The sequence below is a fragment of the Variovorax sp. MHTC-1 genome, assembly GCF_003984645.1.
In the GTDB taxonomy this organism is placed as follows: Bacteria; Pseudomonadota; Gammaproteobacteria; order Burkholderiales; family Burkholderiaceae_C; genus Variovorax.
This window is the reverse complement of sequence record NZ_RWKI01000013.1, coordinates 87,025-103,658: the sequence shown is the minus strand read 5'-3', so window position 1 is coordinate 103,658 and position 16,634 is coordinate 87,025. Positions and strand designations below refer to the sequence as shown.

Below are 16,634 nucleotides of genomic sequence, written 5' to 3'. Positions count from 1 at the left end.
CCAAGCAAGCGAGAGCCCCCTCGGGGGGCAGCGAGGACACGAAGTGCCGAGCGTGGGGGCCGCACGTCTGGCGCTCAGTTGCCTCGACCTGACCAGCCTCGACGACCGCGACGACGCGGGCGCCATCGAGGCCTTGTGCGCCAAGGCGCAAGGACCGGCGGGCCCGCCGGCGGCGCTGTGCGTGTGGCCGCGCTTCGTGGCGCAGGCCCGGGCCGCGCTCCCGGCATCGATCCGCGTCGCCGCGGTGGCCAACTTTCCCGAGGGCGCGCTCGACGCCGCGCGCGCCTTGCGAGAAACGCAGGCCATCCTCGATGCCGGCGGCGACGAAGTGGACCTGGTCCTGCCATGGCGCGCGCTCGCCGCGGGCGACGCGTACAGCGCGGCGGCCCTGGTCGTGCAGGTGCGCGCGGCCTGCGCGGGCAAGACGCTCAAGCTCATCGTCGAGTCCGGCGAACTGGGTTCATCCGAGCTGATCCGCCAGGCCTGCGTGATCGGGCTCGATGCCGGCGTCGACTTTCTCAAGACCAGCACCGGCAAGACGTCCACGGGCGCGACGCCCGATGCCGCGCGCGTGATGCTCCGAACCATCGCCGGCCACGCGCGAAAAGACGAGGTCGGCTTCAAGGCCTCGGGCGGCGTGCGCACGGTGGCCGATGCCGCGATCTACATCGCGCTCGTGCGCGAGATTCTGGGCGAGCCGGCCATCGGGCCGAATCGGCTGCGTTTCGGCGCCAGCGGCTTGCTGGCCGACATCGAATCGGTGTTGCTGCAGAAAGGCCCCGGCAAGCCCGCGGCGCACGGAGACTATTGATGCTGCTGCCGGCCGAGGTCATCCGCGCCAAGCGCGATCGCCATGCGCTCTCGCCGGCGCAGATCGAAGCCTTCGTGCGCGGCCTTTCCGACGGCAGCTGGAGCGAGGGCCAGATCGCCGCGCTGGCCATGGCGATCCTGCTCAACGGCATGGACGAGGGCGAATGCGTGGCCCTGACCCGCGGCATGACGCACTCGGGCGAAGTGCTGCAATGGCCCGACGTGCCGGGCCCGGTGCTCGACAAGCATTCCACCGGCGGCGTTGGCGACAAGGTGAGCCTGATGCTGGCGCCGATCGTCGCGGCCTGCGGCGGCGTGGTGCCGATGATCTCCGGCCGCGGCCTGGGCCATACCGGCGGCACGCTGGACAAGCTCGAATCGCTGGCCGGCTACAAGGTCGGGCCGCCGCGCGAGACGCTGCTTGCCGTGCTGCGCGATGCCGGCTGCGCCATCGTCGGCGCCGGCCCCACGCTGGCGCCCGCCGACAAGCGGCTCTATGCGATCCGCGACGTGACGGCCACGGTCGAGTCGCTGCCCTTGATCACCGCCAGCATCCTCTCCAAGAAGCTCGCGGCCGGTCTCGAGGCGCTGGTGCTCGATGTGAAGGTCGGCAGCGGCGCCTTCATGCCGCGCTTGGACGACGCACGTGCGCTGGCCACGAGCTTGGTCGAGGTCGCGGCCGGCGCCGGCTTGCCCGCGGAAGCGCTGATCACCGACATGAACCAGGTGCTGGGCCGCAGCGCGGGCAATGCGCTCGAAGTGCGCGAAGCCATCGATTTCCTGACGGGCGACGAACGCGAGCCGCGCCTCTTCGAAGCGACATTGGCGCTCGCGGCGCGGCTGCTGCGCCTCGGCGGCCTCGCGGCCGGCCTGCCCGAGGCCAGGGCGCGGGCCCTGCATGCGCTCGACAGCGGCGCGGCGGCCGAGCGCTTTGCGCGCATGGTGGCGGGCCTCGGCGGCGCGGGCGACCTTCGGCGAGCGGTGCGCGGGCTGCCGGCTGCGCCGGTGCTGTGCGATCTTCCGGCGCCGCGAGACGGCGTGCTGGTGGCAACGGACGTGCGCGCCATCGGCCTGGCCATCGTTGCGCTGGGCGGCGGCCGGCGCCGCGCGGAAGACCGCATCGATCCACGCGTCGGGCTCACGCAGGTGCTGCCGCTGGGCAGCAGGGTGCAGAAGGGCGAGCCGCTGGCGCGCGTGCATGCGGCCAGCCAGGCCGATGCCGAAGCGGCGATCGCGGCGCTGCAGGCGGCCTTGCGCATCGAGGAAGAGAACTCGCAGGAACCGGCGCCGGTGATCTGCGCGGAGATCACGCGCGCGCCGTAGCGCGTCCCATCAAGGCCGCAAAGCCTGCGTCAACTCCATCACCGACGACAAGCCCGCTGCGATCCGCGGCGCGAGGAAGGCGCCCATCTGCGGCATCAGCAGCTGCAGCATGCCAATGCCCGCCAGCAGCGTGAGCGGAAAGCCCACCGCGAAGATGCTGAACTGCGGCGAGGCGCGGTTCAGGATGCCCATCGCCAGGTTGAGCGTGAGCAGTGCCGTCACCAGCGGCAGCGCCAGCATCAGCCCGTTGGCGAAGATCTGGCCGGCGCCGGCGACGAGATACATCCAGCCGCGGGCGGCCAGCGGCGCGTCGGCGATCGGCAGGGTCTGGAAGCTCTCGGCCAGTGCGGCGACCAGCAGCAGGTGGCCGTCGAGCGCGAGGAAGATCAGCATCGCCAGCATGTGCAGCAGGCGCGCGACCACCATGGTGGCGCCGCCGCTCATCGGATCGAAGAAGGACGCGAAAGACAGGCCCATCTGCAGGCCGATGTACTCGCCGGCCGCCAGCACGGCGGCGAACACCAGCCGCATCGCGAAGCCGATGGCGCCGCCGATGAGCACCTGCTGCACCAGGATCCAGACCCCGCCGGCGGACACCACCGGCACCTGCGGCATCGGCCCGATGGTGGGCGCGACGGCCACCGCGAGCAGGGCCGCGATCGCGACCTTGATCTGCCGCGGCACGCCCGGCTCGCCGAAGATCGGCGCCGTGCTGACCAGCGCCAGCATGCGTACGAAGGGCCAGAGGAAGGCCACCATCCAGGCGTTGAGTTCCCCCGAGGTGACGGAGAAAACCGCTGGCATGGCCTACGCGACCAGTTGCGGAATGCTCGAGAACAAGGTCCGCATGTAGTCCACGATCTGCCCCAGCATCCACGGTCCGGCGATCACCAGCACCGCGAACACGGCCAGCAGCTTCGGAATGAAGGACAGCGTGGCCTCGTTGATCTGCGTCGCGGCCTGGAAGATGCTGATGACGAGGCCGACCACCAGCGCCACCAGCAGCAGCGGCGCGCCGAGCAGCAGCGACACGTGGATCGCCTGGCTGCCGATGGCCATGACCGATTCGGGCGTCATAAATAGAAACTCTCGGCCAGCGCACCGATCAGCAGTTGCCAGCCGTCGGCCATGACGAACAGCATCAGCTTGAAGGGCAGCGCGATGGAGGCGGGCGGCACCATCATCATGCCCATCGACATCAGCACGCTGGCCACCACCAGGTCGATGATGAGAAAGGGGATGAAGATGGTGAAGCCGATCTGGAACGCGGTCTTCAGCTCGCTGATCACGAAGGAGGGCAGGAGGATGCGCAGCGGCACGTCTTCAGGCCCTTCCATCGCCGGCACCTTGGCCAGCCGCGCGAAGAGCGCGAGGTCGTTCTCGCGCGTCTGCTTCAGCATGAAGGTCTTGAAGGGGCCGATGCCGCGCTCGAGCGCGCGCTCGGCGCTGATCTTGTTCTCGGAGAAGGGCTTGTAGGCCTCGTTGTAGACCTTGTCGAAGACCGGCGACATGACGAAGAAGGTCAGGAACAGCGACAAGCCCACCAGGATCTGGTTGGGCGGCGATGACTGCGTGCCGATGGCGGTGCGCAAGAGGCCCAGCACGATCAGGATGCGCGTGAAGCTGGTCATGCACAGCAGCAAGGCCGGCAGGAAGGACAGCGAGGTCAGGAGTACCAGCGTCTGCACGCTCAGCGACCAGGTCTGGCTGCCGCCCGGGCCGGGCGTGCTCACCAGGCCGGGCAGGCCCTGCGCCCAGGCGGTGATCGGCAGCGCAGGCAGCACGAGCGCCAGCAGCAGGCCCGCGCGGCGCAGGCCACGGCGAAAGTTGCCCTGCATCACTGGCCCGGCCGCGGCTTGACGCCCAGCGATTCGCGCAGCTTCTGCGCGAACAGGCCGAGCGCCTGCGAAGTCTTCGCATCCAGCGGCGATGCCGCCGACGCCGAAGCCACGGCCTGCGCCGGCAGCGTGTGCAGCGTGTTGATCTGGCTGGCGGTGACGCCCAGCACCAGCCAGGTCGCGCCCACTTCCACTACCACCACGCGCTCGCGCTGGCCGACCATGGAGCTCGACACCACCTTCACCAGGTTGCCGCCGCCGAAGCGCTGCAAGCCGAAGCGGCGTGCCATCCAGGCGCACGCAAAGATCAGCCCGAGCACCACCAGCATGCCGAAGCCGGCCTGCAGCAGGCCGGAAGCGCCGACGGCCGGCGCAGCCTCGGCCGGCGTCGGAACCGTAGGCAGCGCCGCGAGCGCGGGCAGCGCGCACGTCCACGCGAAAAAAGAGGCTGCGGCGCGCAGCGGCCGACTGCAGGAGATCATGAACGGCTGAGCTTCTGCATGCGCTCGGAGGGCGTGACGATGTCGGTCAGGCGGATGCCGTACTTCTCGTTCACCACCACCACCTCGCCCTGCGCGATCAGGTAGCCGTTGATCAGCACGTCCAGCGGCTGGCCGGCCAGGCCATCGAGCTCGACCACCGAACCCTGCGAGAGCTGCAGCAGGTTCTTGATGGTGATGCGCGTGCGGCCGATCTCGGCCGTGAGCTGCACCGGAACGTCGAGGATGCGCTCGATGTCGACCGGCGAGGTGTGGGCGGTCGGCGCGTTCTGGATCGGCTGGAACACCTGTGCGCCGGCCGGCGCCGCCGCGGGTGCGGGCGCTGCGGGCTGCAGGGGCGCAGGCGCGGAGGCCGCGGTCTGCTCGGCCAGCGCGCTGGCCCAGTCGTCCGCATCGCTGCTGGAAGGAGTGTTGTCAGTCATGGTCGTTCTTCAGATCGCTGTCTTGGTGGGAGATCATCTGTTGCACGCGCAGCGCATAGCGTTCGTTCGACACGCCGAAGCCGCACTCCATCACCGGAATGCCGTCGACGCGCGCGGTCACGGAGCTCGGCAGCTCGATCGGCAGCACGTCGCCGACCTGCAGCTTCATCAGCTCGCCGATGGTCGAGGGGATGGTCACGAAGTCGGCGCTGAGTTCCACATCGGCGCTCTGCATCTGCTGCGACATCTGCTTGACCCAGCGCTTGTCGACCTCGATCTCGTCCTGCACCGGGTTGGACAGCAGGTCGCGGATCGGCTCGATCATGGAATAGGGAATGCACACGTGCACGAAGCCGCCGACCGGGCCGAACTCGACCTGCAGCGTGGTGGTGATCACCACTTCGTTGGGCGCGACGATGTTGGCGAGCTTGCCGTGCATCTCGGCGCGCACGTAATCGAAGGCGAGCGGAAACACCGGCTGCCAGGCGTCGCCGTAGCACTGCAGCGTGAGGTTCAGCAGCCGCTTGATGATGCGCTGCTCGGTGCGCGTGAAGTCGCGGCCTTCCACGCGCACGTGGTAGCGGCCGTCGCTGCCGAACAGGTTGTCCACCACCAGGAACACCAGCTTCGGATCGAACACGATCAGGGCCGTGCCGCGCAGCGGCTTGAAGTGCAGCATGTTGATGTTGGTCGGCACCGGCAGGTGGCGCACGAACTCGCCGTACTGCTGGATCTGCACCGGGCCGACCGAGATGTCGGCGCTGCGCCGCATGAAATTCAAGAGCGAGCTGCGCAGATGCCGCGCGAAACGCTCGTTGATGACCTCCAGCGTGTGCATGCGGCTGCGCACCACGCGGTCGGGCGCGCCCAGGTCGTAGGCCGGCAGGCCGTCGGTGGCCGGGTTGGGCGCGCGGATCTGGTCGACGGCTCCGCCGGTGACGCCCTGCAGCAGCGCATCGACCTCGTCCTGCGAGAGCACCTGTTCATAGGCCATGCAAAGAGACCCTTACTGCACCACGAAGGTATTGAAGGACACGCTGGAGATGTCCTGTGCCGGCTGGTTGGGCCCGAGCGGCTTGTTCAGCTCGGTGCGGATCTCCTCGGCCAGGCGGGCCTTGTCCTGCGTCGACAGCAGCGACTCGGGCTGGCGGTTCGACAGCAGCAGCAAGAGCCGGCTGCGCAGCTCGGGCATGAACTCGACCAGCTGCGCCTTGGCCTGCTCGTCGCGCACCTTGAGCGCCATGCCGATGTGCAGGAAGCGCCCGCGGCCTTCGGACTGGACGTTGACGGTCAGCGGTTCCAGCGTGACGAAGATCGGCTTCTGCGGCGCCGGTGCGGCGGCTTCGCGCGCGAAGAGGTCGCTGCGGCTCAGGGCGTAGCCGCCGCCACCGAGGGCGCACAGGCTGACAGCGATCAGCATCCCGATCAGGCGCTTCGACGAGCGCGGCGCGGAGGGAGCGACTTGGGTGAGTGAGGGACTGGTGGCCATGGTGGGAGCTGCAAATCGGTTCGGTCTATTCTTGGCCGGCGTGCGCGCAAACGAAGCGCCGATCAAGCGGGGGAAAGGGCCTCAGATCTCGCGTTGAGGGCCTGTTAACCCATGAATCACCCCCGCGCCGGGACGGCAAGGGGTGCAGGGCTAGGCGCGGGCCGCAGCCCAGGCTGCCCGCCTGGGCAAGGACCGCAACGACGCCATGCGCCCCTTGCCGCCCCGGCCCTCCGGGTGAGGCCCCACAGAGGGCCCACTCGTCGTTGCCAATGCTCACTGGGTGTGCAACCCAGTTCCGCTTGGCGCCTAGATTGGGCCCTCTGTGGGGCCTCACGCGGGGGTGATTCATGGGCTAACAGGCCCTACGCGAAGGTGTCGAGGCCGGAGGTGGGCCGCGTGCTGACGGGCGTGCGAGGCGGCACGGCGTCGCCGGCCGTGTCTGCGCGCCCCGGATAGTCCGCCTGCCGCGAGGACGAAGCGTGCTGCTGCTGTGGCTGGCCGAAGCCGCCGCCCTGTCCGGCCCAGGGCCGCGACTCGGCGCCGACCGAGGTCTGGCCCAGGCTGATGCCCTGCTCGGCGAGCGTGCTGCGCAGCTGCGGCAGCGCGGCCTCGACGGCCTTGCGAACGGATTCATGGGCCGAGACGAACATGGCCTGCGCCTGGTTGTCGCCCAGGCTGAGCATGACCTTGAGCGGGCCGAGACCGGCCGGGTTCAGGTTGAGCTCGGCCACTTGATGGCCGCTGGCGCTCATGCGCAGCATCTGCTGGCCGATGGCCGGGCCCCATTCATCGCTGCCGACCGGCGGCGCGACGCTCAGCACAGGCGTGGAGCTTGCGGGTGCGCTGGAGCGCTCCACCGCCTGCGGCATGAAGGTGGTCGATGGGGGCGCGAAGGCCGGGGATGCCGGGTTCTGCGCTGCGGCTGCATCGGCACGCTCGGCGCTCGTCGCGGCAACCGGCGCCGGCGCGGTCTTCGTCTCCTCGGCGGCCGGCAGTGCGGGCTCTGCCTTGGCCTGCTGTGGTGCGGCCGATGCCGGTGCGGCTGCACCGGCGGCCGGGGCCTTTGCCGCGGGCAGGGCGCTTGCGGCCGGCGGCAGCGGCATGGCGGCGACGGCTGCCGGCGCGACGGCGTCGGCAGCGCTCGCGTCCGTTGCCGCGGGCACCGCCTTGGCGGTGTCGGCCTGGGCTGCGGCCGCTTGTGCGGGAAGCGTTTTCGCATCCGCGTCTGCGTCCTGCGCAGCGGGGAGCGTCCCGGCTGCTGCCTCGGTGCCGGCTTCGGTCGAGGCGGCCGCCGGTGTTTGTGCAAGCAGGGGGTCCTGGGCGACATCCGTTGCCATCGACAACGCTGCCTTGGCTTCGCCCGGCACGCCGGCAGCCGGCGTCGAAGCGGTCGCCGGTCGAACCGCGGCCGGCGCGGGCGCGAACAGCGCGAAGGCCAGCAGATCGGAGACGAGCTCGTCCTTCCTGTCCTCGCCGCGCTCCGGCTTCGCAAGCGCAGCGGCCTCGGCAGGCGCTGCGTCCGGCGATGCCTCGGACTTCCGCGCCCCGGCGGCACGCGAGCGCTCGAGCATCTCGCCGAAGCGCTGTCCCTGCGGCTCGTCGGCCGCGCGGGCGCGCGGGCCGGAGGGCGTGAGCGGCTGGCTGGTCGCGGCCGGGCCGGCAGAGGGAGCGATGAAGGTGGTCATGGCAGTTCCAGATAGAAGGGATCAGGCGCTCGAATGCGCCGCGCGGTCGATGAACTTGCGTGCCGCGCGCTCGTCGCTGTCGCGCTGCTCGCGCTTGGCCTGCAACATCGCCTCCTGGCGGCGCAGGCGGTCGGCCAGGGTGTCGAAGGAATTGAGGCGGCGCGCGTGGTGCTGCCAGTCGCCGCGGCCGTGGTCCAGCCGGACATTGGCCTGGGCCGCGATGGCGCGTTGCTGCTCGATGGCGCCGTCGAGCGTGCTGAGGAAGTTGCGGTAGTTGCGCCATTGCGAGGCGGGCAGGCCGCTCTCCATCAGCCTCTGCAATTGGTGGCTGTAGTCCTGGCGGTACTGCAGCAGCAGGTCGAGCTTCTGGTGCGCGCTGACCTGCGCGCTCTGCAAGGCACCGAGGCGGCGCGCGGCCTCCTCCTTCTGCGTGCGGGCCAGCTCGGTCAGGGTGTCGAGGGGGAGCTTCTTGGACATGTTGCGTGGTCCTATCTGCTTTCGAACAAGCCGGTGATGTGCGCGATCGAGCCCGCGTAGTCGGCGCGCTCGTGCATCGCCTGCTGCAGGAAGGCTTCGATCTTGGGATACATCGCGATCGCCTGGTCCAGCTGCAGGTCGTGGCCGGCCGCGTAGGCGCCGACGCTGATCAGGTCGCGGTTGCGCTGGTAGCGCGAGAGCATCTGCTTGAAGCGGCGCACGGTCTCGAACTGCGAGGGCGGGATCAGCGCGGTCATCGCGCGGCTGATCGAGGCCTCGATGTCGATGGCCGGGTAGTGGCCGGCCTCGGCCAGCGTGCGCGAGAGCACGACGTGGCCGTCGAGGATGGCGCGCGCCGAATCGGCGATCGGGTCCTGCTGGTCGTCGCCCTCGGACAGCACGGTGTAGAAGGCGGTGATGGAGCCGCCGCGGCCCTCCGCATCCCGCGCGCCGTTGCCGGCGCGTTCCACCAGCGCGGGCAGCTTCGCGAACACCGAGGGCGGGTAGCCCTTGGTGGCCGGCGGTTCGCCGACGGCAAGCGCGATCTCGCGCTGCGCCATCGCGTAGCGCGTGAGCGAATCCATGATCAGGAGCACGTCCTTGCCCTGGTCGCGGAAGTGCTCGGCCAGGCAGGTCGCATAGGCCGCGCCCTGTAGGCGCAAGAGCGGCGAGTTGTCGGCCGGAGCGGCGACCACCACCGCGCGGGCCAGGCCTTCCTCGCCCAGCGTGTTCTCGATGAAGTCCTTCACCTCGCGGCCGCGTTCGCCGATCAGGCCGACCACGATCACTTCGGCGCTGGTGTAGCGCGCCATCATTCCGAGCAGCACGCTCTTGCCGACGCCGGAGCCGGCGAACAGGCCCATGCGCTGGCCGCGGCCGACGGTGAGCATGGCGTTGATGGCGCGCACGCCGACGTCGAGCACCGAGTCGATAGGCGCGCGCAAGAGCGGGTTGATCGGCGGCGACGAGAGCGGCACCTTGCGGGCGACATCGAGCGGGCCGAGCCCGTCGAGCGGACGGCCCGCCGCGTCGACCACGCGCCCGAGCATGCCTTCGCCGACCGGCAGCCGCTTGGTGTGCGAATCGCCGCCGGCGCCGGCCGAGCCGGGCCGCGCGAAGACGCGCGCGCCCGGCAGCAGGCCGGCCACTTCGCTCTGCGGCATCAGGAACAGGCGCTCGCCGGCAAAGCCCACCACCTCCGCTTCGGCGTGGCGCTGCGGATAGCCGGGCGGCAGTTCGATCAGGCAGTCGCTGCCCACCGGCAGCTGCAGGCCCACGGCTTCGAGCACCAGGCCCACGGCGCGGGTCAGGCGGCCCGATTGCGTGATGGTCGTGCAGAGGCTGACATCGCTGCGCGCCTGGGCGAGCATTCCGCGCCAGGATTGCAGATGGGGGTTGGGTGCGCCAGTTGATCTCAACTCATTGGCTCCGTTGCGCTGTGTGCAACTCGCGGCGCATGCACCCCGCGGCCGGCGAAGCCAGGCCCGTTCGGGGAACACCGCGGAACCGGCTTTGCCGGGCCGCTGGTGTTGCCCCCGGCGAGGGGGTGTGCGGCCACACGAAGTGGGCAAGCATGGGGGAGAGCTTCATATCGCGTCGACGTCGCGGTGCAATGCCGCGGTCACGCTCTTCCAGCGGGTCTCCAGGCTGGCATCCATCTCGCCGCTGGTGGACTGGACGCGGCAGCCGCCGCGCGCCAGCGTGTCGTCGGCACGCACCTGCCAGCCGGCGATCTGCAGTTCGTTGCCCAGGCTGTTCTTGACCAGGGCCGCGTCGTCGGGATGCAGCAGCAGGCGCGGCTCGCCCTGCAGTGCGGGCTCGGCATGCAGCAGGTCCTGCACCAGCGGCAGCACCCATTCGGGCTCGGCGCGCAGGGTGCGGTGGACCACCTGGCGCGCCACGTCGAGCGCGAGCGTGAGGATGGCGTCGGCCAGTTCGTTCTCGGCGCGGCGCAGTGCGTCCGGCAGCGTGGCGGCCAGCGCGCGCAGCTGTTCGGCATGCGCGCTGGCGGCGGCCAGGCCCGCGGCCAGGCCGGCGGTGCGGCCTTCGGCATGGCCTTGCGCCCAGCCTTCGCGGCGGCCTTCGGCAAGACCGGCGGCGCGTGCTTCGAGGCGCAGGCGTTCCAGCTCGGCCTCGCGCGCCAGCGCCGCGGGATCGATGCGCTGCGCGTTGGCGGCTTCGACCTCGCGCTGCGGCGGCGTGGCATCTTCCTCCAGCGTGCCCATCTCCCAGCGTTGCCAGGCAGACAGCACCGGCTTGGTGGGCTGGGGCGGCGTGGCCGGCCGTGCGGGTGCATAGGCGGCGGCGAGGCGCGTGCCCGTACCCAGGAAGGCATTCTTGGAAACCGTCATCTCAATGACTCCATCCAGCTGCCCGCCGCGGCGGGCGAAGCCAGGCCCGTTCGGGGAACACCGCGGAACCGGCTTTGCCGGGCCGCTGGTGTTGCCCCCGGTGAGGGGGTTGGTGTAGCAACACGAAGTGCGCGAAGCCTGGGGGAGAGCAACATCTAGACGAAGTCATCGGTGCCTGGCGCGGCGACGGTGATCTCGCCCGAATCGGCGAGGCGGCGCACCACCTGCAGGATGGCCTTCTGCTCGGCTTCGACCTGCGAGACCCGCACCGGGCCGCGCAGCTCGATGTCCTCGCGCAGCGTCTCGGCCGCGCGCTGCGACATGTTCTTCAGGAACTTGTCGCGCAGCTCCTGCGCCGAGCCCTTGAGCGCGACGATGAGCGAGTCGGATTCGATGTCCTTGAGCAGGCGCTGGATGAAGCGGTCCTCGAGATCGAGCAGGTTCTCGAACACGAACATCTCCTCGAGGATGCGCTGCGCGAGGGCTTCGTCGTGCTCGCGCACGTGCGCGATGGCCTCGTCTTCCTGCGCGCTGTTCATGAGGTTGACGATCTCGGCGGCGGTGCGCACGCCGCCCAGGCGGCTGCGCTTCAGGCCTTCGCCGGAGAGCATCTCGGTCAGTACGTCGGTCAGCTCGGCCAGCGCCGCCGGCTGCACGCCGCCGAAGGTGGCCACGCGCATGATCACGTCGTGGCGCAGGCGCACCGGCAGCTTCTCCAGCACTTCCGATGCCTTCTTGCGGTCCAGGTGCACCAGGAGCGTGGCGAGGATCTGCGGATGCTCGTCGCGGATCAGCTCCACCACTTCGGAGGCTTCGAGATCGTTGAGCCGCTCGATGCCGCCGTGCGGCTCGTCGGGCTGCAGGATGTCTTCGAGCAGGTTGCTGGCGCGGTCGTCGCCCAGCGCCTTGCGCAGCACCGCGCGGATGTAGCTGCCCGAGCCCAGGTGCAGGGCGGAGAGCTGCTCGGTCTCGAAGCGGAACTCGGCCAGCACGCCCGCCAGCTCCTCCTTGGACACCTGGCTCAGCTTGGCCATCGCGACGCCGAGCGCCTGCACCTCGGTGGTGGGCAGGTGGTGCAGCGTGGCGGCGGCGCGGTCCTCGCCGAGCGACATCAGCAGGATCGCGGCCTTGCGGGTTCCTTCGTTCATCACTGCGCTCATAGAAATACCTCCGTGCTCCGCACTGCGGTGCGAGCTTGCTTGGGGCGGCCCGGCGCGGTGGTCATCAGCCCCCACGCTCGACACTTCGTGTCCTCGCTGCCCCCCGAGGGGGCGCTCGCTTGCTTGGGGCGGCCCGGCGCGGCGCTCATGGATTCATCCAATGCTTTATCAGCGTGGCCACCAGCCGGGGGTCGCTGTCGGCGGTCTGGTGGGCGTAGTCGAGGTCGGCCTTTTGGCGCTCGAGCTCGCGCTGGCGTGCGCTTTGCCGGCTGAGGTCGCCATCGTCGGTATCGCTGGACGCGGCCTGGGCCGGGGCCGGGGCGACGGCCGGGGCAGGCGGCGCCAGGTGCTTGCGCAGCAGCGGCCGCAACACCGCGAACCAGGCGAAGAGGGCGAGGGCGGCGTAGAGCAGGTATTGCCCGATGGTCTTCGCGAGATCGATGTTGGCGGGGTCGCGCCAGATCGGCACGTCGCGCGCTTCCTCTTCCTGGCCCTCGCGGGCGAAGGCGCTGTTGACCACGTTGAGCGAGTCGCCGCGCTCCTGGCTGTAGCCCATCGCTTCCTTGACCAGGTTGCGGATCTGTTCGATCTCGGGTGGCGTCAGCGCCCGCGCGGCGGCCTTGCCGTCCGCGCCTTCGCGGTTGTTCACCACCACCGCCACCGACAGGCGCTTGATCGCGCCTGCGCCCTGCTGCACGTGGCGGATCGAGCGGTCGAGCTCGTAGTTGGTCGTGGTGTCCTTGCGCAGGCTGGAGGGCGCGCCGGGCGCCGTGGTGGTGGCCGTCGTCGTTGTCGATGCGCCCGCGGGCGGCGTGGCCGCGGCGGTGCCGGGCGCGTTGGGCGGCCGCGGCGCGGTGATCGGCGCGCTCGGATTGACCGGCGGCTGGTTCGACAGCGCGCCCGGCACGCCGCCCGGCGGCGTCGCGCCGTGCTGGCTCGATTCGCTCGACTGCTGGCTGCGGATCGCGGCGTTGCGCGGATCCTGGTTGGGGCTGTATTTCTCGTCGGTGCGCTCGACCACCGAGAAGTCGATGTCGGCCGCGACCTGGGCGCGCACATTGCTCGTGCCGACGATGGGCTGCAGGATGGCCTCGATGCGGCGGATGTAGCCCTGCTCGATCTCCTGCGCGTACTTGAGCTGGCTCACGTCCAGGCCGCGCGCGCCGGCGTTGGCCGCCGACAGCAGGTTGCCGCGCTGGTCGACCACCGTCACGCTCTTCGCGTCGAGCTCGGGCACGCTGCTGGAGATCATGTGGACGATGGCACTGACCTGGCCCTCGTCGATGCTGCGGCCGCGGTGCAGGCTCAGCACCACCGAGGCGGAAGGCTTCTTCTGGTCGCGCACGAAGAGCGAGGGCTTGGGCAGCGCCAGGTGCACGCGCGCCGCCTCGACCGTGCCGATCGACTCGATGGTGCGCGCGAGCTCGCCTTCGAGCCCGCGCTGGTAGTTGACCTGCTCGGCGAACTGGCTGGTTCCGAACTTCTGGTTGTCCATCAGCTCGAAGCCGACCCCGCCGCCCTTGGGCAGGCCCTGGGCCGCGAGCTTCAGGCGCACTTCGGGCACCTTGTCGCCGGCGATCAGGATCGCGTTGCCGCCGTCTGCGAACTTGTAGGGCACGTTCATCTGCGCGAGCGACGCGATGATCGCGCCGCCGTCGCGGTCCGAGACGTTGGTGTAGAGCACCTTGTAGTCGGGCGCGCGGCTCCAGAGCATGAAGGCCGCGGCAGCCGCCACCAGCGCCGCGGCGCCGACGATCAGCGGCAGCTTCTGCTGCGCGCGCATCCGTTCCATGAGGGGCGGCAGGGCCGGCGCCGTCGGCGCGGCGCCCGCGGGCGCCGTCGCACTCATGTGCGCGCCTCCGGCGCGGCCGGCCGCGCCGGGCGCTCCGGATTCATGGAGGGGAAAGGGAGTCGTCGATGTGGAGGAGTCATGCCGCAGGGCCGTTGATGTCGTCAGCAGGCTTTCTTGTTCGCAGTCGATTCTCGGCAGCCGATGCGGATTCGATTGGTCGAACAACCGCGGGTTTTGCCGTCAGTTGGGCCCATCTCCAGGCGGCCTTGGCTGATACGCTGAAAACACGCGGGAGCGCATTGGCGCTTCCTTTGTCAATGCCAAAGTTCTAGACGAGAGAAGGTTTCCTCATGTCGATTGCCGCCATCGAATCCGTTCTGCAGCAGATGCGGGTCACCGCACTTCAGTCCGGCTTCACGCCGCCCGCCGCCGGGGCGGCCCAGCCGGGCGGCTTCGCAGCCGAGCTCCGGCGCTCGCTGGACAACATCAGCGGCGCGCAGACCAAGGCGTATGGCCAGGCCGAGGCCTTCGAGCTGGGCCGCCCGGGCGTGGCGCTCAACGACGTCATGGTGGACTTGCAGAAGGCCAACCTGGCTTTCCAGACCGGACTGCAGGTGCGCAACCGGCTGGTGGCCGCCTACCAGGAAGTGATGAACCTGCCCGCTTGAGCCCTGAAGGTCGTGGAAGAGGCCGCGCGCATCTTTTTAGCGCACCAGCCTAAATGTTTGGAAAGCCCTGCCGATAACTAAACCAACGATGGCTTGAGTCTCACGGTGGGAAGCGGGTCCAGCGTTGCGGCCATTGGCCGAAGTCCACAACCTTTGTCTACAGGAGTCGAACATGGCGCAAGTCATCAACACCAATAGTCTCTCGCTGCTCACGCAGAACAACCTCAACGCATCCCAGTCGTCGTTGAACACCGCGATCCAGCGCCTGTCTTCGGGCCTGCGGATCAACGGTGCGAAGGACGACGCGGCCGGCCAGGCCATCGCCAACCGCTTCACGGCGAACATCAAGGGCCTGTCGCAAGCCCAGCGCAATGCCAACGACGGCATCTCGCTGGCGCAAACGACGGAAGGCGCGCTGAAGGAAGTGAACAACAACCTGCAGCGCGTCCGCGAACTCGCCGTGCAAGCCGCCAACGGCAGCAACTCGGCCAGCGACCTGAAGTCGATCCAGGACGAAATCACCCAGCGCATGAGCGAAATCGACCGTGTCTCGGCACAGACCGATTTCAACGGCGTGAAGGTGCTGTCGGCCGGCGCGAAGCCGCTGACCGTGCAAGTCGGCGCCAACGACGGCGAAACGATCAAGATCGACCTGAAGCAAATCGACTCGAGCACGCTCGGCCTGGCCGGCTTCTCGGTGAGCAACAACGCGCTCCCGGTGAGCGAGGCCATCACGCAGACCAACCTGGCTGCGACGCCGACCGCTGTCGACCTGAGCTCTGCCGCCACGTCGCTGGGCGTCTCCGCCAGTTCGCTGAGCCTGCACAACGTGAAGGACGCCGCCGGCGCCGCCACGGCCAACTTCGTGGTCAAGTCGGGTGACGACTTCTACGCCGCCTCGGTCGACGACGCCACCGGCGACGTCGTGTTGAACGTGGCCGACGTCGAGTTCACCGACACCGACAACGGCGTGACGACCGCCGTGGCGCTGAACAACCAGCTGGTCAAGGTCGGCGTGGATGCTGCCGGTGCCACCACGGCCTACGTGGCGGTGCAAGGCAAGAACTTCGCCGTCGGCGCAGGCGCCCTGGCCAACGGTGGCGCAACGCCGACCGACTTCGACAACACCGGCACGGACATCGTCCTGAGCGGCGCCGGCAAGACGGCCGAGTTCGCGGGTGCGGCTTCCATCGACCCGATGAAGAAGCTCGACGCGGCGCTGAAGATGGTCGACGACCTGCGCAGCTCGCTGGGTGCGGTGCAGAACCGTTTCGACTCCACGATCGCCAACCTCGGCACCACGGTGACCAACCTGTCCTCGTCGCGTTCGCGCATCGAAGACGCCGACTACGCGGTCGAAGTGTCGAACATGACCCGCGCGCAGATCCTGCAGCAAGCCGGTACCTCGGTGCTGGCCCAGGCCAACCAGACCACGCAAGGCGTGCTGTCGCTCCTGCGCTGATCGAAGAAGAAGCATCGCAGGCGTCCGCGGCGCGAGCCCGGCAGCGCCTGCGCTCTGTTCTCTGCGGCCTGGCGCGTCCAGGCCGCAGACGACAGCGAAGCAAGCAAGCAAAGGTGAAGACCATGTCGATCCCCGTAGCCCCCGCGGCAGACAACGGCCAATGGTGGGTGCAGATGCTCTCGGGCCGGCCGGCCGGCGCGGGCGCACCGGCATCGGCGGAGAGTGCGAGCACCACGGCGGATGTCATGGAGGCGGCGACGCCGCCGCAGGTCGAGCAGGCGGTACGCGAAGTCAATGCCTCGCTGCAGAGCCGCTCGGTCGGCCTGCGGTTCGAGGTCGACCAGGACACCGACAAGCTCATCGTCAAGGTGGTCGACCGGGCCAGCGGCGAAGTCATCCGGCAGATCCCGAACGAGGAAGTGGTGCGCATCGCCAAGGTGCTGGGCAGGGCGCCCGGCCTGCTGGTGAACCAGCCAGCCTGAAATGAACCACCCCCAGGCTTGCCCACTTCGTGTGGCCTCCAACCCCCTCACCGGGGGCAACACCAGCGGCCCGGCAAAGCCGGTTCCGCGGTGCTCCCCAAAGGGGCCTGGCTTCGCCGGCCGCGGGTTCGGCCATCGTGGGGCACTGGCATGCGTTTTTCGCACTCATTAGGAA

18 protein-coding genes are annotated in these 16,634 nt (G+C 69.6%); 5 read left to right on the top strand and 13 right to left on the bottom strand.

Annotated elements, in window-relative coordinates:
- The first annotated feature begins 52 nt into the window (after window positions 1–52).
- Window positions 53–811: a deoxyribose-phosphate aldolase gene (deoC, locus tag EJI01_RS20295; protein WP_260602540.1), complete on the top strand. Its 759-nt coding sequence runs from the start codon at window positions 53–55 to the stop codon at window positions 809–811.
- Window positions 811–2,133, top strand: a complete 1,323-nt coding sequence (gene deoA / locus EJI01_RS20290) for a thymidine phosphorylase (protein ID WP_185878985.1) — start codon at window positions 811–813, stop codon at window positions 2,131–2,133. The genes deoC and deoA overlap by 1 nt, the downstream gene beginning before the upstream one ends.
- Before the next feature lie 9 nt (window positions 2,134–2,142).
- On the opposite strand, the gene fliR is transcribed toward deoA, so the two are convergent.
- From fliR to fliF, 13 genes are all read right to left on the bottom strand, one after another.
- Window positions 2,143–2,937 (bottom strand): flagellar biosynthetic protein FliR, encoded by a 795-nt coding sequence (gene fliR, locus EJI01_RS20285; RefSeq protein ID WP_126838926.1) that lies wholly within the window; start codon window positions 2,935–2,937, stop codon window positions 2,143–2,145.
- 3 nt (window positions 2,938–2,940) lie between these two features.
- Window positions 2,941–3,210: a flagellar biosynthesis protein FliQ gene (gene fliQ, locus EJI01_RS20280; protein WP_126838925.1), complete on the bottom strand. Its 270-nt coding sequence runs from the start codon at window positions 3,208–3,210 to the stop codon at window positions 2,941–2,943.
- Complete coding sequence (fliP, locus tag EJI01_RS20275) at window positions 3,207–3,971, bottom strand: flagellar type III secretion system pore protein FliP (protein ID WP_126838924.1); 765 nt, start codon at window positions 3,969–3,971, stop codon at window positions 3,207–3,209. The genes fliQ and fliP overlap by 4 nt, the downstream gene beginning before the upstream one ends.
- Entirely contained in the window at window positions 3,971–4,453 is a 483-nt protein-coding gene (gene fliO / locus EJI01_RS20270; RefSeq protein WP_126838923.1) for a flagellar biosynthetic protein FliO, read from the bottom strand. Before fliO ends, fliP begins: the two co-directional genes overlap by 1 nt.
- Window positions 4,450–4,893, bottom strand: a complete 444-nt coding sequence (gene fliN, locus EJI01_RS20265) for a flagellar motor switch protein FliN (protein WP_126838922.1) — start codon at window positions 4,891–4,893, stop codon at window positions 4,450–4,452. The genes fliO and fliN overlap by 4 nt, the downstream gene beginning before the upstream one ends.
- The gene (fliM, locus tag EJI01_RS20260; protein ID WP_126838921.1) at window positions 4,886–5,887 is read right to left on the bottom strand and encodes a flagellar motor switch protein FliM; all 1,002 of its coding nucleotides are present in this window, start codon (window positions 5,885–5,887) and stop codon (window positions 4,886–4,888) included. Before fliM ends, fliN begins: the two co-directional genes overlap by 8 nt.
- Before the next feature lie 12 nt (window positions 5,888–5,899).
- On the bottom strand, window positions 5,900–6,382 hold the full coding sequence (gene fliL / locus EJI01_RS20255) for a flagellar basal body-associated protein FliL (protein ID WP_126838920.1): 483 nt from the start codon (window positions 6,380–6,382) through the stop codon (window positions 5,900–5,902).
- Window positions 6,383–6,744: 362 nt separating this feature from the next.
- Window positions 6,745–8,067, bottom strand: a complete 1,323-nt coding sequence (locus EJI01_RS20250; protein WP_126838919.1) for a flagellar hook-length control protein FliK — start codon at window positions 8,065–8,067, stop codon at window positions 6,745–6,747.
- Between the two features lie 21 nt (window positions 8,068–8,088).
- The gene (fliJ, locus tag EJI01_RS20245) at window positions 8,089–8,544 is read right to left on the bottom strand and encodes a flagellar export protein FliJ (RefSeq protein ID WP_126838918.1); all 456 of its coding nucleotides are present in this window, start codon (window positions 8,542–8,544) and stop codon (window positions 8,089–8,091) included.
- Window positions 8,545–8,555: 11 nt separating this feature from the next.
- Window positions 8,556–9,914: a flagellar protein export ATPase FliI gene (gene fliI / locus EJI01_RS20240; protein WP_260602543.1), complete on the bottom strand. Its 1,359-nt coding sequence runs from the start codon at window positions 9,912–9,914 to the stop codon at window positions 8,556–8,558.
- A 216-nt stretch (window positions 9,915–10,130) separates the two neighbouring features.
- Window positions 10,131–10,895: a flagellar assembly protein FliH gene (gene fliH / locus EJI01_RS20235; protein WP_260602539.1), complete on the bottom strand. Its 765-nt coding sequence runs from the start codon at window positions 10,893–10,895 to the stop codon at window positions 10,131–10,133.
- A 155-nt stretch (window positions 10,896–11,050) separates the two neighbouring features.
- The gene (fliG, locus tag EJI01_RS20230; RefSeq protein WP_185878984.1) at window positions 11,051–12,055 is read right to left on the bottom strand and encodes a flagellar motor switch protein FliG; all 1,005 of its coding nucleotides are present in this window, start codon (window positions 12,053–12,055) and stop codon (window positions 11,051–11,053) included.
- A gap of 145 nt (window positions 12,056–12,200) precedes the next feature.
- Entirely contained in the window at window positions 12,201–13,904 is a 1,704-nt protein-coding gene (gene fliF / locus EJI01_RS20225) for a flagellar basal-body MS-ring/collar protein FliF (RefSeq protein WP_126838916.1), read from the bottom strand.
- 293 nt (window positions 13,905–14,197) lie between these two features.
- Between fliF and fliE the strand changes: the two genes are divergently transcribed.
- The 3 genes from fliE to EJI01_RS20210 all read left to right on the top strand — a co-directional run bounded on the left by fliE (window position 14,198) and on the right by EJI01_RS20210 (window position 16,459).
- Window positions 14,198–14,515, top strand: coding sequence for a flagellar hook-basal body complex protein FliE (fliE, locus tag EJI01_RS20220; protein ID WP_126838915.1), 318 nt, complete (start codon window positions 14,198–14,200; stop codon window positions 14,513–14,515).
- Between the two features lie 172 nt (window positions 14,516–14,687).
- Entirely contained in the window at window positions 14,688–15,977 is a 1,290-nt protein-coding gene (locus EJI01_RS20215; protein WP_126838914.1) for a FliC/FljB family flagellin, read from the top strand.
- 122 nt (window positions 15,978–16,099) lie between these two features.
- The gene (locus EJI01_RS20210) at window positions 16,100–16,459 is read left to right on the top strand and encodes a flagellar protein FlaG (protein ID WP_126838913.1); all 360 of its coding nucleotides are present in this window, start codon (window positions 16,100–16,102) and stop codon (window positions 16,457–16,459) included.
- Window positions 16,460–16,634 lie beyond the last annotated feature (175 nt).

Excerpts from the sequence above, each read along its gene's own strand:
- fliN (WP_126838922.1), bottom strand. The coding sequence starts at position 4,893 with ATGACTGACAACACTCCTTCCAGCAGCGATGCGGACGACTGGGCCAGC.
- fliQ (WP_126838925.1), bottom strand. The coding sequence starts at position 3,210 with ATGACGCCCGAATCGGTCATGGCCATCGGCAGCCAGGCGATCCACGTG.
- fliO (WP_126838923.1), bottom strand. The coding sequence starts at position 4,453 with ATGATCTCCTGCAGTCGGCCGCTGCGCGCCGCAGCCTCTTTTTTCGCG.
- fliF (WP_126838916.1), bottom strand. The coding sequence starts at position 13,904 with ATGAGTGCGACGGCGCCCGCGGGCGCCGCGCCGACGGCGCCGGCCCTG.
- EJI01_RS20215 (WP_126838914.1), top strand. The coding sequence starts at position 14,688 with ATGGCGCAAGTCATCAACACCAATAGTCTCTCGCTGCTCACGCAGAAC.
- EJI01_RS20210 (WP_126838913.1), top strand. The coding sequence starts at position 16,100 with ATGTCGATCCCCGTAGCCCCCGCGGCAGACAACGGCCAATGGTGGGTG.
- deoA (WP_185878985.1), top strand. The coding sequence starts at position 811 with ATGCTGCTGCCGGCCGAGGTCATCCGCGCCAAGCGCGATCGCCATGCG.
- fliG (WP_185878984.1), bottom strand. The coding sequence starts at position 12,055 with ATGAGCGCAGTGATGAACGAAGGAACCCGCAAGGCCGCGATCCTGCTG.
- fliP (WP_126838924.1), bottom strand. The coding sequence starts at position 3,971 with ATGCAGGGCAACTTTCGCCGTGGCCTGCGCCGCGCGGGCCTGCTGCTG.
- fliI (WP_260602543.1), bottom strand. The coding sequence starts at position 9,914 with ATGCTCGCCCAGGCGCGCAGCGATGTCAGCCTCTGCACGACCATCACG.
- fliE (WP_126838915.1), top strand. The coding sequence starts at position 14,198 with ATGTCGATTGCCGCCATCGAATCCGTTCTGCAGCAGATGCGGGTCACC.
- fliJ (WP_126838918.1), bottom strand. The coding sequence starts at position 8,544 with ATGTCCAAGAAGCTCCCCCTCGACACCCTGACCGAGCTGGCCCGCACG.
- EJI01_RS20250 (WP_126838919.1), bottom strand. The coding sequence starts at position 8,067 with ATGACCACCTTCATCGCTCCCTCTGCCGGCCCGGCCGCGACCAGCCAG.
- fliM (WP_126838921.1), bottom strand. The coding sequence starts at position 5,887 with ATGGCCTATGAACAGGTGCTCTCGCAGGACGAGGTCGATGCGCTGCTG.
- fliR (WP_126838926.1), bottom strand. The coding sequence starts at position 2,937 with ATGCCAGCGGTTTTCTCCGTCACCTCGGGGGAACTCAACGCCTGGATG.
- fliH (WP_260602539.1), bottom strand. The coding sequence starts at position 10,895 with ATGACGGTTTCCAAGAATGCCTTCCTGGGTACGGGCACGCGCCTCGCC.
- fliL (WP_126838920.1), bottom strand. The coding sequence starts at position 6,382 with ATGGCCACCAGTCCCTCACTCACCCAAGTCGCTCCCTCCGCGCCGCGC.